At 62.8% G+C, this 14,308-nt stretch carries 11 protein-coding genes; 5 read left to right on the forward strand and 6 right to left on the reverse strand.

Annotated features, from left to right (window positions below; translation table 11 throughout):
• The first annotated feature begins 97 nt into the window (after positions 1–97).
• On the forward strand, positions 98–1,117 hold the full coding sequence (locus tag R2N11_RS21060) for a zinc-dependent alcohol dehydrogenase family protein (RefSeq protein ID WP_316682262.1): 1,020 nt from the start codon (positions 98–100) through the stop codon (positions 1,115–1,117).
• 44 nt (positions 1,118–1,161) lie between these two features.
• Here R2N11_RS21060 and mnmE read toward each other — a convergent pair whose 3' ends face one another.
• Positions 1,162–2,607 carry a tRNA uridine-5-carboxymethylaminomethyl(34) synthesis GTPase MnmE gene (mnmE, locus tag R2N11_RS21065; protein ID WP_316682263.1) on the reverse strand — a complete coding sequence of 482 codons (1,446 nt, stop codon included), beginning with the start codon at positions 2,605–2,607 and terminating at the stop codon, positions 1,162–1,164.
• A gap of 59 nt (positions 2,608–2,666) precedes the next feature.
• On the opposite strand from mnmE, the gene R2N11_RS21070 reads away from it, so the two are divergent.
• Entirely contained in the window at positions 2,667–3,065 is a 399-nt protein-coding gene (locus tag R2N11_RS21070) for a VOC family protein (RefSeq protein WP_316682264.1), read from the forward strand.
• Positions 3,066–3,132: 67 nt separating this feature from the next.
• Here R2N11_RS21070 and yidC read toward each other — a convergent pair whose 3' ends face one another.
• The 4 genes from yidC to rpmH all read right to left on the reverse strand — a co-directional run bounded on the left by yidC (position 3,133) and on the right by rpmH (position 5,745).
• A complete protein-coding gene (yidC, locus tag R2N11_RS21075) occupies positions 3,133–4,794 on the reverse strand; it encodes a membrane protein insertase YidC (protein WP_316682265.1) in 1,662 nt (553 codons plus the stop codon).
• Positions 4,795–4,800: 6 nt separating this feature from the next.
• On the reverse strand, positions 4,801–5,115 hold the full coding sequence (gene yidD / locus R2N11_RS21080; protein ID WP_316682266.1) for a membrane protein insertion efficiency factor YidD: 315 nt from the start codon (positions 5,113–5,115) through the stop codon (positions 4,801–4,803).
• Positions 5,112–5,537 carry a ribonuclease P protein component gene (gene rnpA, locus R2N11_RS21085; RefSeq protein WP_316682267.1) on the reverse strand — a complete coding sequence of 142 codons (426 nt, stop codon included), beginning with the start codon at positions 5,535–5,537 and terminating at the stop codon, positions 5,112–5,114. The genes yidD and rnpA overlap by 4 nt, the downstream gene beginning before the upstream one ends.
• Positions 5,538–5,610: 73 nt before the next feature.
• A complete protein-coding gene (gene rpmH, locus R2N11_RS21090) occupies positions 5,611–5,745 on the reverse strand; it encodes a 50S ribosomal protein L34 (protein ID WP_003262958.1) in 135 nt (44 codons plus the stop codon).
• 633 nt (positions 5,746–6,378) lie between these two features.
• Between rpmH and dnaA the strand changes: the two genes are divergently transcribed.
• The 3 genes from dnaA (at position 6,379) to gyrB (ending at position 12,064) form a co-directional block, all read left to right on the forward strand.
• Complete coding sequence (dnaA, locus tag R2N11_RS21095; RefSeq protein ID WP_233177169.1) at positions 6,379–7,992, forward strand: chromosomal replication initiator protein DnaA; 1,614 nt, start codon at positions 6,379–6,381, stop codon at positions 7,990–7,992.
• 277 nt (positions 7,993–8,269) lie between these two features.
• Complete coding sequence (gene dnaN, locus R2N11_RS21100; RefSeq protein ID WP_316682268.1) at positions 8,270–9,385, forward strand: DNA polymerase III subunit beta; 1,116 nt, start codon at positions 8,270–8,272, stop codon at positions 9,383–9,385.
• A gap of 150 nt (positions 9,386–9,535) precedes the next feature.
• A complete protein-coding gene (gene gyrB / locus R2N11_RS21105; protein ID WP_316682269.1) occupies positions 9,536–12,064 on the forward strand; it encodes a DNA topoisomerase (ATP-hydrolyzing) subunit B in 2,529 nt (842 codons plus the stop codon).
• Positions 12,065–12,223: 159 nt separating this feature from the next.
• Here gyrB and R2N11_RS21110 read toward each other — a convergent pair whose 3' ends face one another.
• On the reverse strand, positions 12,224–14,299 hold the full coding sequence (locus R2N11_RS21110; RefSeq protein ID WP_316682270.1) for a UvrD-helicase domain-containing protein: 2,076 nt from the start codon (positions 14,297–14,299) through the stop codon (positions 12,224–12,226).
• Positions 14,300–14,308: the final 9 nt, after the last annotated feature.

Consider the following 14,308-nt stretch of genomic DNA (forward strand, 5'->3'; position numbering starts at 1 on the left):
ATGGCGCCTGATGGGCGACGGTAAGTCTACCAAATGGAGTCAATGCGTCTTATGTGGAAACAATAAGATCGGTGCTTCATTGAAACGGGGAACTCACATGAAAGCATGGCAAGTCAGACCGGGACACGGCATTGCGGGATTGCAGCAGATCGACACGGACGCGCGCGAGCCGGGGCCTACCGAGGTAGTCGTGAGTATGCGGGCTGCCTCCCTCAATTACCGCGATTGGATGGCCGCACGCGGCGACTACCCAGGCATCGATGGCACACCGCGCATTCCGCTGAGCGATGGCGCAGGCGAGGTGGTTGCGGTGGGGCCGCGCGTGACACGGCTCAAACCGGGGGATCGCGTGATCAACACCTATTTCCCGAACTGGATCGACGGTGAAATCGCACTTTGGAAGATTGCTGAATCGCCTGGTGCCACGTTTGACGGTGTGCTGGCCGAACAGTTTGTCGCTGACGAATCCACGCTGGCCGCCATTCCGGCGCATCTGAGTTTTGAGGAGGCGGCCACGATCTCCTGTGCGGGCATCACGGCCTGGAACGCGCTGTTCGCCAATACCGTGGTCAAGCCGGGCGCGACGGCGTTGCTGCTAGGCACGGGTGGCGTTTCGATCTGGGCGCTGCAGTTGGCTAAGGCGGCGGGGCTGCGCGTCATCATCACCTCATCCAGCGATGAGAAGCTGGCGCGCGCACGGCAGCTCGGCGCCGACGCAACCATCAACTACCGTACCGTGCCCGAGTGGCAGCACGAAGTGTTGCGACTGACCGGTGGCGCGGGCGCCGACGTGGTGGTGGAGGTGGGCGGATATGACACGATGGCGCGCTCGATTGCGGCCACCCGGCTGGGTGGTGTCGTCTCCATCACGGGTTTGCTGAGCGGCTTTGCGGGCGTGGATTTCGGCCTGCGCAGCCTGTTCGACGTTGCCAAGCACCTGCACGGTGTGATCGTCGGCAGCCGCACGGTGCTCGACGAGGTGGTTCGTCTGGTCGACGTGCAGCAGATCCGCCCGGTGGTCGATCGTGTCTTCGGTTTTGATGAGGTGCCAGCCGCGTATGACTACCTGCAGTCGGGGCGGCACTTTGGCAAGGTGGTGGTTCGGGTTGGTGGGTGAGGGATGCGCTTGGCGGGCGGCCCTGCGTCTCAGCGGGTCGCTCGCTATTTGCCAATACAGAACCGACTAAAGATCACCCCCAACAGATCATCACTGGAAAACGCCCCCGTGATGCTGTTCAACGCCTCCTGCGCCAGCCGCAACTCTTCCGCAAACAGATCGAGCGATTGCGCTTGCTGATCCGCATGCTCGGCCGCAAAGGCCAGGTGCTCCTTGGCCGAGCGTAAGGCTGCAAGATGGCGTTCGCGCGCCAGGTACAGGCCCTCGCCGCCGCCTTGCCAACCGGCAATCTCCAGCAATGCCGCGCGCAGCAACTCCACGCCCACGCCATCGCGCGCCGAGAGCCACACCTCTGGCGGCTCGGTATCCACATGGCCCGCTACGGCCACACCTGTCAGGTCGATCTTGTTGATGACGCGCAGCGTCGGTACGCCGGCGGGTACGTGTTCAGCGATGCGTGCGTCGATGGCGGCATCTTCGGCGGACAGGCCGTTGCTGCGGTAGTCCGCAGCGTCCAGCAGATGCAGCACCACATCCGCGCGCGCGATGGCGACCCAGGTGCGCTCGATGCCGATGCGCTCCACCTCGTCTTCCGTCTCGCGCAGGCCGGCTGTGTCGACAATGTTCAGCGGGATGCCTTCAATCTGGATGGTCTGCTGCACCTTGTCGCGCGTGGTGCCGGCGATGGGCGTAACGATGGCCAGCTCGGCGCCGGCCAACGCATTGAGCAGCGACGACTTGCCCACGTTCGGCTGCCCGGCCAGCACCACGTGCAGGCCTTCGCGCAGGAGTGCGCCCTGTCGCGCCTGCGCCAGCACACCGTCAACCGCCGTGCGAATGCCGGCAAGCTGGCCGCGCGCATCAGACGCTTCCAGAAAGTCGATTTCCTCTTCCGGAAAATCCAGCGTCGCTTCCACCAGCATGCGCAGATGGATCACGCGCTCGACCAGCGCATGCACGGCCTGCGAGAACGCACCATCGAGCGAGCGTGCTGCCGAGCGTGCCGCCGCTTCGGTGCTGGCCTCGATCAGGTCGGCGACGGCTTCGGCCTGCGCCAGGTCCAACTTGTCGTTGAGGAAGGCGCGGCGCGTGAATTCGCCGGGCTCGGCCACGCGCAGGCCGATCTCGCGCCCGGCAACCAGGCAGCGCTGCAGCAGCAACTGCATCACCACCGGGCCGCCGTGGCCCTGCAGTTCGAGCACGTCTTCGCCGGTGTATGAATGCGGCGCCGGAAACCACAGTGCGATGCCGCGATCGATGGCGCCGCCGTCGGCGTCAAGGAAGGGCAGGTAGGTTGCCTGGCGCGGCGTCAGCAGCCGGCCGCATACGGCCTGCATGACGGCGCGCACATCAGGCCCCGACACGCGCACGACCCCAATGCCGCCCCGCCCAGGCGCGGTGGCAATCGCCGCGATGGGAATGGTGCGGATGGGCGCGCGCGGGGCGTCGGAAGCGTTTGGCAAGGTCGTGGGGTGTTCAGCAGCAGTCATGGGCGGTATTGTGCGGCAGCCGTGCAGTTGCGCGCCAGTTTCCAACCAGGGAGATTCGGATGATCGATCACACCGGCGTCGTCGTCAGCGACTTCGAAGCCAGCAAGCGGTTCTACGAACAGGCGCTGGGCGCCATTGGCTTGGCCAAGGTGCTGGAGTTTCCCGCCGCCGTGACGGGCCACACCGATGTGGCCGGCTTTGGCCCACCGGGCAAGGCGGAGTTCTGGATTTCGGCCGCGATGGCCGGGCAGGGGCCGAACAAGCCGCCGCTGCACGTGGCGTTTCGTGTGGAGTCGCGTGCCGAGGTGGAGGCGTTTTACGCAGCAGCCATGGCGGCCGGTGGTACTGACAACGGCACCCCCGGTGTGCGTGCGCACTATCATCCGAACTACTACGGCGCCTTTGTGCGCGATCCGGACGGCCACAATATCGAGGCGGTCTGCCACGCGCCTGCATAAGGTTCGTTATCAAGTGGCATGAAAAAAGGGCACCCGAGGGTGCCCTTTTTGCTGAGGCGCGTTCGCCTTACTTGGCGGGTGCCGCCTTCTTGTTGGTGCCCAGCATGCGGTTGATCGACCATTGCTGCGCGATCGACAGGCAGTTGTTCACCACCCAGTACAGCACCAGGCCAGCCGGGAAGAAGAAGAACATCACCGAGAACGCGATCGGCATGAACATCATCACCTTGGCCTGCACCGGGTCCGGCGGGGTCGGGTTCAGTTTGGTCTGCACGAACATCGACACGGCCATCAGCACCGGCAGGATGTAGAACGGGTCCGGTGCGGACAGATCGTGCACCCAGCCGATCCACGGCGCGCCGCGCATTTCCACCGACGACAGCAGCGCCCAGTACAGCGCCATGAACACCGGAATCTGGATCACGATCGGCAGGCAGCCGCCGAGCGGGTTGACCTTCTCGGTGCGGTACAGCGTCATCATCTCCTGGTTCATCTTCTGCGGATCGCCCTTGTGGCGCTCGCGGATGGCCGTCATGCGCGGCTGCAGATCTTTCATCTTGGCCATCGAGCGGTAGCTCGTGGCCGACAGCGGGAAGAACACCAGTTTGATCAGCACCGTGAGCGCGACGATCGACCAGCCCCAGTTGCCCAGCAGCCCGTGGATCTTCTCCAGCAGCCAGAACAGCGGCTTGGCGACGATGGTCAGCCAGCCATAGTCCTTCACCAGATCCAGGCCCGGGGTGATGGCCTCAAGCATGCGCGCTTGCTGCGGGCCGGCGAACAGGCGTGCCGTGGCCGACACGGTGGCGCCCGGCGCCACCGTGCCCAGCGGCTCCTGAATGCCGATGCGGTAGAAGTTGGTGTCGACGCGGTCGACGTAGTACTCACGCTTGACGTTGTCCGCCGGAATCCACGCCGAGGCAAAGTAGTGCTGCACCATCGCCACCCAGCCGCTGTCGGTCGGGGCCGGCACATGTGCCTTGCCCTTGTCGATGTCGGAGAAGGTGATCTTGTGGAACTTGTCGCCGTCGGTGTACACGGCCGGGCCGGTGAACGTGCTGTAGAAGCGCGATTGCTCCACGGCGCCGCCGTCGCGGGCCAGTTCCATGTACAGCGTCGGGGTGATCGGTGCCGTGCCGTCGTTGGTCACGTCAAAGCGCGTGTCGATCACGTAGCTGCCGCGCTTGAAGACGTACGTCTTGGCCAGCTTGGCGCCGCCCTTGTCGGCCGTCAGCGTGATGGAGACATCGTTGCCGGTGCCCAGGTCACGCGGGCCGGCCGATGCCGCGAATGCCGTCGTGTGGTTCGGGAAGTCACCACCGATGATGCCCGAGCGCGCCAGGTACGTGCGCTCGATGCTGCGGTCGAACAGCACCACCGGGTTGCCGTCGTGGTCCTTCTGGTCCAGCAGTTCCAGCTTGGTGACGATGGCGCCGGCCGTGTCGATGGTGGCGCGCAGCACGTCGGTCGTGATGACGATCTTTTCCGAAGCCGGTGCCTGCGACGCTGCCCCGGTGGCCGGCGCCGCCTGCGTACCTGCTGCTGCGGTGGTCGTGGCGCTCTTAGGCACGTCGCCTGCGGGCGTGCTGCCCGGCGCGGCGGTGGTCGTGGCCGTCTGCGGCGTCGGGAAGAACATCGACTGGTGGCCATTCGCGCGTTGCCAGTTGTCGAACAGCAGGACAACCGCCAGCGAGAAGATCACCCAGAGAATGGTGCGTTTGATATCCATGTCGGATTACGGTCTGGGAAGGTGAATCGACGGCCGCGCAGCCTGCGTGTCGGCTGCGGTCGCGCCGGTCGATGCGGAATCGGTGGAGCGGTGCGCAGCGTCGCCAGCGGCGGGCGGCACAGGATCATACCCGCCTTGTGCGAACGGATGGCAGCGGCATAGGCGTTTTGCCGCAAGATAACTGCCGTACCCAGGCCCGTGGGTGAGCACGGCGTCGCGTGCGTAGTCGGAGCAGGTCGGCAGGAAGCGGCATTGCGCGCCCACGAAGGGGCTGAACGCCACTTTATAGATGCGCAGCAGAAACAACAGCACGCGCGTCATGGCGTGCCCCCGGTGGCAGGCTGGGGGGCAGCGGGTGTGGCGGGCGGCGCAGGCAGTGGCCGTGTCGCAATCTCAAAGAGGTGCGACAACTCTTCGTGGCAGATGCGTTTGAAGGCAGCCACGGTGGGCACGTCCTGGCGTGGGAACTTGGCGTGCAGGCGGATCAGCACGTCGCGGCCGCCCAAGGACGGCTGCCGCAAGCGGAACAGCTCGCGGCACTGGCGCTTGATGAGATTGCGCTCAACAGCGCGCTTGGCAAATTTCTTGCCGATCACCACGCCCAGGCGCGCCTGCGGATGCCCGTTGGCGCGCACATACAGCACAAAGTGACGACTACGCCGGACGGGCCGCAAAGCAAAAACGGATGAGAACTCATCCGTTTTCGTCAGCCTTGCGGCTTTGGGGTAGGCGTGCAGGCCCATCGCCGGCTGGGGGTAAGACTGCGGCAAAAGCCATGGGCAACGGCCAGGAGCCGCCACCCGGGGCGCGGCAGTCTTAGATTGCCAGGCGCTTGCGGCCCTTGGCGCGGCGTGCATTCAGCACGGCACGGCCACCACGGGTCTTCATGCGGACACGGAAACCGTGGGTGCGCTTGCGACGGGTAACGGAAGGTTGGTAGGTACGCTTCATGATGCACTCTCTTGTTAATAGGTGGTGCGGACGCTGCCGCACGCGCCGGGCCTAGGGTCGCCCCGCAAAGCCTGGTGTCGATTCATTAGGAGAAATCGCCCACGCAGACTGCCGTGCGCTGTGTTGTTCGGGTCGAGGGCGTCTCCGGCAACACAGGCACCGAAGGTCTGGAGCCTTAGCCGGATCAGGCGCGACGGGATGAACCCGGCGTCGGTCTGACGCGAACAAGCGTGCGCTCCCCTGCCGCGCATCGCAGAACCCGCCATTTAAACGATATTTGCCGCATCTGTCAACCCTGATGGATTGGGGATAACGTGCGCTCCACACCAGAAATCCACCTGCCTGCAAGTTGTCCCCAACGCCTTGTGCGGCTTGGGTCATTTCTGTGAAAGCCTTGCCGGTATTGGGTTTATGGGTAGGTGCCAAAATCAGTTGTCCACTGCTACTCACAGCAGGTCCACAGGTTATCCACAGACTTATCCTTTGTGGATAACTTTCGGCCGGGGGTACAATCCCGTTCCAATAACGAATGCCACCCGGTTTCTGGCCTGCGCCAGAGGCCCGGCGGCCGGCCCACCCGGGGACGTCGTCAATGACGTGAGTGTGGCGTCGGTCAAACACCAAACGATAACGATGCAGGATTTCTGGCATGCGGCATCCGCTCAACTTGAGAGTGAGCTGACGCCGCAACAATTCAAGACGTGGATCAAGCCGCTCACGCCGCTGTCGTTCGACGAGCAAGCGTGCACGCTGCGGATTGCCGCGCCTAACCGCTTCAAGCTCGACTGGGTCAAGAGCCAGTTCTCGGGCCGCATCCAGTCGCTCGCGTGTGACTACTGGGAGATGCAGGTCGACGTGCAGTTCGTGCTTGACCCGGCCGCCGGCCAGCGTCAGGCGGCCCAGCAGCCGCCATTTGCTCCGGCGCCGATGCAGCCGATGCCAGCGCAATCGATTCAGCCAAGGCAGGCAGCGCAGACCGCCATGCCGACTGCAAACGGCGCCGCACTGGATACTGCAGCCATGCGCCCGGCTCCCGCGATGTATCGCGAAACCGCGCTCGCCGCGGCCGGCCATGGGGTGAGTCACGCGGTGGCCGAAATCGACGTGCCCGTGATGGACGCCGCCGAGGTCAGGGCCCAGTCGTACCGCGTGCCGCCGCAGGCACCTGCCATGGTCACGGGCCTAGCGACACCACCGCAGGCGCCCGTGGACGACACCGTGCACGAGCGCTCGCGCCTGAACCAGATCCTCACGTTCGACAACTTCGTCACCGGTAAGGCCAACCAGCTGGCGCGCGCTGCGGCCATCCAGGTCGCCAACAACCCGGGCAAGTCGTACAACCCGCTCTACCTGTACGGCGGTGTGGGCCTGGGCAAGACGCACTTGATCCATGCCATCGGCAACTTCATGCTGATGGAGAATCCGCGCGCGCGCATTCGCTACATCCACGCAGAACAGTACGTTTCTGACGTCGTGAAGGCTTACCAGCGCAAGGCGTTTGATGATTTCAAGCGCTACTACCACTCGCTCGACCTGCTGCTGATCGATGACATCCAGTTCTTCTCGGGCAAGAACCGCACGCAGGAAGAATTCTTCTATGCGTTCGAGGCGCTGATCGCCAACCGCGCGCAGGTCATCATCACCAGCGATACGTATCCGAAAGAGATCACCGGCATTGATGACCGCCTGATCTCGCGCTTCGACTCCGGTTTGACGGTGGCCATCGAGCCGCCCGAGCTGGAAATGCGCGTCGCGATTCTGATGAAGAAGGCGCAGGCCGAGAACGTGACCGTGCCGGAGGAGGTGGCCTTTTTCGTGGCCAAGCACCTGCGCTCGAACGTGCGTGAGTTGGAAGGCGCGCTGCGCAAGATCCTGGCGTACTCCAACTTCCACGGCAAAGAGATCACGATCGAGGTCACGCGCGAGGCGCTGAAGGACCTGCTGACGGTGCAGAACCGCCAGATCTCGGTGGAGAACATCCAGAAGACCTGCGCGGATTTCTACAACATCAAGGTCGCGGACATGTACTCCAAGAAGCGGCCGGCCAACATCGCGCGCCCGCGCCAGATCGCCATGTATCTGGCCAAGGAGCTCACGCAGAAGAGCCTGCCGGAAATTGGCGAACTCTTTGGCGGGCGCGATCACACCACCGTGCTGCACGCAGTGCGCAAGATTGCCGACGAGCGCACCAAGGACGCCCAGCTCAACCACGAACTGCACGTGCTGGAGCAAACGCTCAAGGGTTGACCGCCGGATGGCCACCAGAGCGCATGGCAACGCCATTCGCCCTGAATCAACTCTCGGCCGACGCCCGCTCCAATGCGGGCGTCTTTTCATGCACAATAGACATATTTGCCGCGCGCGCGACGCTATTCAGCGCCCCCTTCTTTGCGGTATAATTTGTGATTAACCCCTTGATTTTCAACAACTTTGGGGTTAATCGCGAATGCTCCTGCAGGCACAAGCCCAAATGGGCCAAGCTGGGGCGCGCGCGGTGTCACCTCAAACTGCAAGGATCGCCTTCATGCAATTGGTCAAAACCTCGCGAGACAACCTGCTGCGTCCGCTGCAAATCGTGAGCGGCATCGTGGAACGCCGACACACGCTGCCCATCCTGGCCAACCTGCTGATCCGCAAGACGGGGGAACGGGTTTCCTTCCTGTCCACCGACATCGAAATCCAGATCACCACGCACGCCGATTGCGGCGCCGGCGCTGGCGATATCGCCACCACCGTGGCCGCCCGCAAGCTGGTCGACATCCTGCGCGCGATGCCTGATGGCGAAGTCGCCCTCACGCTCAACGACAAGCGCATGACGGTGCAATCCGGCAAGAGCCGCTTTGCCCTGCAGACGCTGGCCGCCGAAGAATTCCCGACCGTGGCAGAGGCCACCGACTTTGGCGCGCGCATCACCGTGCCGCAGAAGACGCTCAAGCACCTGCTGGCGATGGTGCACTTTGCGATGGCCCAGCAGGACATCCGCTACTACCTCAACGGCATGCTGCTGGTGGTGGACGGCAAGCAAGTCATGGCAGTCGCCACCGACGGCCACCGCCTGGCCTACTGCGGCGTGGAAACCGGCGAACAACCGGCAGGCGCCGGCGGCCGCCACGAAGTCATCATCCCGCGCAAGACCATTCTTGAGCTGCAACGCCTGCTGGAAGACGTGGACGATCCCGTCTCGGTGCAACTGGCCTCGAATCAGGTCAAGTTCACCTTTGGCAATATCGAGCTGATCTCCAAGCTGGTCGAAGGCAAGTTCCCGGATTTCCAGCGCGTGATCCCCAAGGGTTACCGCAACAGCTTCACGATCGACCGCACGTTCCTGCAAAGCGCACTGCAACGTACGGCCATCCTGACGACCGACAAGTTCAAGGGCGTGCGCTGCATGCTCGACACCAACGTCCTGAAGATCAGCTCCACCAACGCTGACCAGGAAGAAGCGCAGGAAGAACTCGAAATCGACTACCAGGGCGATGCGCTGGATATCGGCTTCAACGTCACCTACCTGCTGGACGTGCTGGCCAACCTCAAGGCCGAAAAGGTGCAGGTGAGCCTGGGCGACTCCAACTCGAGCGCCCTCATCACCCTGCCCGACGACGACACCTTCAAGTACGTCGTCATGCCGATGCGCATTTGACGAGGCTTCCTCTACAAGCCGCGCAAACCAAACATCGAAAGCAAGACGAGGGGCTGGATCGGGACGATCCGCCCCTTCGCCGTTTTTAAGCAACCCCGCCATGTGCGCTGAGAACCGTATCTCCGTGCCCGTGGCAGCGAGCAGAACGACATGACCGAAGAGCAGAAACCGCAATCCACCCCCGCCGACAGCAGCAGCTACGGCGCCGCCTCGATCCAAATCTTGGAAGGCCTGGAGGCGGTGCGCAAGCGGCCCGGCATGTACATCGGCGATACGTCCGACGGCACCGGCCTGCACCACCTCGTGTTCGAGGTGCTGGACAACTCCATCGACGAAGCACTGGCTGGCCATTGCACCGAGATCCAGGTCACCATCCACACCGACAACTCCATCTCGGTGGTGGACAACGGCCGCGGCATCCCGACCGGCATCAAGTTTGACGACAAGCACGAGCCCAAGCGCAGCGCGGCCGAAATCGTCATGACCGAGCTGCACGCCGGCGGCAAGTTTGACCAGAACAGCTACAAGGTCTCGGGCGGCCTGCACGGCGTGGGCGTGTCTTGCGTGAACGGCCTGTCGAAATGGCTGAAGGTCATCATCCGCCGTGACGGCAAGGTCCACCACATCGATTTCGCACGTGGCATTCCGCAGAACCGCCTGCTGGAAACCATGGAAGCGCCGGACGGCAAGATGGTTGAAGTCTCGCCGCTGCGCGTATCGGGCACCACCGACCGCCGCGGCACCGAAGTGCACTTCCTGGCCGACGAAGAGATCTTCACCAACGTCGAATACCACTACGAGATCCTTTCCAAGCGTATTCGCGAGCTCTCGTTCCTGAACAACGGCGTGCACATCCGCCTGACCGACCAGCGCACCGGCAAGGAAGAAGACTTCGCCTTCTCGGGCGGCGTGAAGGGCTTTGTTGAATACATCAACAAGAACAAGACCGCGCTGCACCCGACCATCTTCTTTGCCACCGGCGAGAAAGACGGCGTGGGCGTGGAAGTGTCCATGCAGTGGAACGACGCCTACAACGAGCAGGTGCTCTGCTTCACCAACAACATCCCGCAGCGCGACGGCGGCACCCACCTCACGGGCCTGCGCGCTGCCATGACGCGCGTCATCAACAAGTACATCACCGACAACGAGATCGCCAAGAAAGCCAAGGTCGACACCTCGGGCGACGACATGCGCGAAGGCCTGACCTGCGTGCTGTCCGTCAAGGTGCCAGAGCCCAAGTTCAGCTCGCAGACCAAGGACAAGCTCGTCTCGTCTGAAGTGCGCCTGCCGGTGGAAGAAGTGGTGGCCAAGGCGCTGACCGACTTCCTGCTGGAAACGCCGGTGGACGCCAAGATCATCTGCGGCAAGATCGTGGAAGCTGCCCGCGCGCGTGAAGCCGCCCGCAAGGCCCGCGAAATGACGCGCCGCAAGGGCGTGCTCGACGGCATGGGCCTGCCCGGCAAGCTGGCCGACTGCCAGGAGAAAGACCCCGCGCAGTCCGAACTCTTCATCGTCGAGGGTGACTCCGCAGGCGGCTCGGCCAAGCAGGGCCGCGACCGCAAGTTCCAGGCAATCCTGCCGCTCAAGGGCAAGATCCTGAACGTGGAGCGCGCGCGCTTTGACAAGATGCTCTCCAGCCAGGAAGTGCTCACGCTCATCACCGCCTTGGGCACCGGCATTGGCAAAGACGACTACAACCTCGACAAGCTGCGCTACCACCGCATCATCATCATGACCGATGCTGACGTGGACGGCTCGCACATCCGCACGCTGCTGCTCACGTTCTTCTACCGCCAGATGCCCGAGATCATCGAGCGCGGCCACGTGTACATCGCCCAGCCGCCGCTCTACAAGATCAAGCACGGCAAGGAAGAGCGCTACATCAAAGACGACGTTGAGATGGCCGCCTACCTCGTGCGCCAAGCGCTGGACACCGCCGTGCTGGTGCGTGCCGACGGCACCGAGATTGCCGGCGACGCCCTGGCCGAACTCGCGCGCCAATACCAGCTCAGCCGCGGCGTGATTGAGCGCCTATCCCGCGTGATTGACGCCGACGCCCTGCGCGCCATTGCCGAAGGCGTGGCCCTGGACCTCTCCAGCGAAGCCGCCGCAGAAGCCAGCGCCCGCGCACTCAAGACCCGCCTGCTGGAAATGCAAGGCAACGCCAGCAACGCCAACGGCGGCGCCACGGCAGACGCCTTCATGCAGTACGACGAGAAGAACGAGAAGTACCGCGTGATGGTCGTGCGCCGCCAGCACGGCAACCAGCGCCTCTCCCACATCGACGCCGACTTCGTGGCCGGCGCCGATTACGCCGCGCTCTCCAGCACCGCAGCCACCTTCCAGGGCCTGATTGGCGACGGCGCCAAAGTGCGCCGCGGCACCGGCGACAAGCAACGCGAGCAGAACGTCACCGACTTCCACGCCGCCATGAACTGGCTGCTGAGCGAAGCCGAGCGCGGCGTGAGCCGCCAGCGCTACAAGGGCCTGGGCGAAATGAACCCCGAGCAGCTGTGGGAAACCACCATGGACGTCACCCAGCGCCGCCTGCTGCGCGTGCAGATTGAAGACGCCATTGCGGCGGACCAGATCTTTACGACGCTGATGGGCGATGACGTGGAACCGCGCCGGAACTTCATTGAGAGCAATGCGTTGGTGGCGCGGAATATTGATGTTTGACGGCTCGTTTTGACGTAGGGCGCCAGAGTAATTGCAACTGGCGCCACAGTTTTGCTACTGTGCGACGAAGTAAGTGCGACTGAACTACGTCGTTATGCCTGCCTCCACAACGGAGACGATCAAACGCGGCAAAGCCGCGCCTGTGACGCCCGTTTCGCCCTATTTTTGCGTTAAATCCTGCAAGAACTCAGATCCCGGTTTCACGGAGGAAACATGCAACATGTCGCGGGCGCGGGTGCAGGCCACATACAGTAATTGACGCTCGGTGTTGTAGATTTCAGTCAATTCGGCGTCATCCGAAGCAAGGTCAATGCGAGCTTGAGATGGAATGATCTCATCGTCACAGGCCATAACCGCCACCACGCGGAATTCCATACCTTTGGCCAAATGCATGGTGGTGAGGCTGGCGAAGCCATCCTCGGTGGCCATCTCCTTGCCGAGCACGCGAGCCTTCAGGCCAGATGCGGCAATGGCAGCTAGCGCGCGCGGAAACTCTTCCTTCGAGCGAACGAAGACACCGATTTCATGCGGCAGCACTCCACTGGTGCTGGATTGCTTTAGCCACTGTCCCACCGCCTGGCTTTCTAGATCGTGGCCACCAAAGCTGCGGATGACCGGCTCCGGCCCATTGAAAACGGAAATGGTGCCTTTGCGGCTTTCCACGTTGCCGTCAACGTCGGACACTTCCGGGCCGAGTAGCCGGTCAGCCTGCGAACGAATTTGGTGCGAGGTGCGGTAATTGATATTCAACGTGCGCGAGCGGCCACGCACATCCACGCCCAGAGACTTCCACGAAAACGGCTGCTGGAAGATGCGCTGGCCTAGGTCACCAGTGAAGAACAGCGCGTTGGACCTGTCGCCGGCGATAGAAGCGAGGAAGCGTAGTTGTTGCACGCCGATATCCTGAGCCTCATCGACAACGATGTAGTCGAATACCGGATGTTTGCGTCTGGGCATAGTTTCGGCCAGCTTGCCGAACATCCCAGCCTTGGTGATTTTGCCGGCCTGCAGCAGTTGGGCCTTGACCTTAGCAAATACCTGCCAATATAGGGCGCGCTGCGCTTCTGAGAGGCGCGTCTTACGGCCTAGTCGTTTGGCATCGCGATACGCCTCCCAGCTTTCGATCTGCCAAGTGTCCACCACGTCATCCCATTCGGACAGCAGGAAAGCGGCGTTGGCTTTTAGTCCAAGAACGTCCTTGGCTGCAGACTTCAGCAGCGACGAAATCTCCTCTCGATTGGCGAATGCCGGCTTGCCAAACTCTGTCGAATATAGCTTGATCCCGACAGCCTCCATCGAGGCCACGTCAATGCGCTCGGCCAGCTTTGGCGTGTTATATGCCAGCCGGAACAGGTTCGATCGCAGCACATTGGCTAGGGTGTCCGAGAAGGTGGAAAGCAGGATTCGCGCATCCTCGTCCTTGCAGGCCAGTTGCACCGAGCGATGCAAGGCCACCACGGTCTTGCCCGTACCCGCGGAACCAGAGACACGCGCTGGGCCGCTGTAATCGCGTTCGACCATCTGCCGCTGCGCTGGATGCAAGAACACCGTCCACTTGTCCCACGGAAACTCCAGTGCACGCTGCAACTCCTCCACGTCGGACATAATGCGGAAGCGTCGCTGAGCGTCCGGGTGCTGGAACGGATCGGTGCCCTTGCTCACCACTGCCGGCAGCGCTGGCGTGCCGCCAGTGGCCAATTCGAGCAAAGCTTCCGCCGCTTCGCTGGGCAAATGGTCCGAGATTTCCAGCAACGAATCCTCGTCGGTGGCTCTCACGTCGGCTAGCCATTCGGTCGGCACGCCATAGGCCAGCAATTGTTCGTCGCTGTATTTCGCGAACAACTTTGGCTTTTGCCTCGCAGACTTGGCGTCCTCGACGAACTTCGGAACGAGGATTTCCTCGACGCGCTCACGGATTTCGACGAGTTGCGCTGCGCCAGTGGTGGGGTGCACTTCCAGCTTTCGGCGCTCGGCCCATTCGTAGGCTTTGTCGTGATGGCCGACATAGCACAGGAGCAGGCTGCCAGCAGTCTTGTGCACGATCAGTCGGATGTCGCGGCTGACGCGCACTGACCAGAAATTCAGATCTTTGGCTTTGTCCAGCTTATGGAAGCTCATGCCGTTGCCGGCAGGGTCAACCTGCAAATCGAACGCGGTAGTCTTGGCGGCCTTCTGCTCGTCGCCAGTCAAGCGAGCGAGGCTGGCGGTGAAGGTGTCGGCGATGCGAAATTCCATATATTCACT

Origin of the sequence: Ralstonia flaminis, from assembly GCF_958415495.1 — a bacterium.
GTDB classification, from domain to species: domain Bacteria; phylum Pseudomonadota; class Gammaproteobacteria; order Burkholderiales; family Burkholderiaceae; genus Ralstonia; species Ralstonia flaminis.

Bases quoted from the DNA above. Each gene is read 5' to 3' on its own strand.
- R2N11_RS21060 (WP_316682262.1), top strand. From the start codon at position 98: ATGAAAGCATGGCAAGTCAGACCGGGACACGGCATTGCGGGATTGCAG.
- mnmE (WP_316682263.1), bottom strand. From the start codon at position 2,607: ATGACTGCTGCTGAACACCCCACGACCTTGCCAAACGCTTCCGACGCC.
- R2N11_RS21070 (WP_316682264.1), top strand. From the start codon at position 2,667: ATGATCGATCACACCGGCGTCGTCGTCAGCGACTTCGAAGCCAGCAAG.
- yidC (WP_316682265.1), bottom strand. From the start codon at position 4,794: ATGGATATCAAACGCACCATTCTCTGGGTGATCTTCTCGCTGGCGGTT.
- yidD (WP_316682266.1), bottom strand. From the start codon at position 5,115: ATGACGCGCGTGCTGTTGTTTCTGCTGCGCATCTATAAAGTGGCGTTC.
- rnpA (WP_316682267.1), bottom strand. From the start codon at position 5,537: ATGGGCCTGCACGCCTACCCCAAAGCCGCAAGGCTGACGAAAACGGAT.
- rpmH (WP_003262958.1), bottom strand. From the start codon at position 5,745: ATGAAGCGTACCTACCAACCTTCCGTTACCCGTCGCAAGCGCACCCAC.
- dnaA (WP_233177169.1), top strand. From the start codon at position 6,379: ATGCAGGATTTCTGGCATGCGGCATCCGCTCAACTTGAGAGTGAGCTG.
- dnaN (WP_316682268.1), top strand. From the start codon at position 8,270: ATGCAATTGGTCAAAACCTCGCGAGACAACCTGCTGCGTCCGCTGCAA.
- gyrB (WP_316682269.1), top strand. From the start codon at position 9,536: ATGACCGAAGAGCAGAAACCGCAATCCACCCCCGCCGACAGCAGCAGC.
- R2N11_RS21110 (WP_316682270.1), bottom strand. From the start codon at position 14,299: ATGGAATTTCGCATCGCCGACACCTTCACCGCCAGCCTCGCTCGCTTG.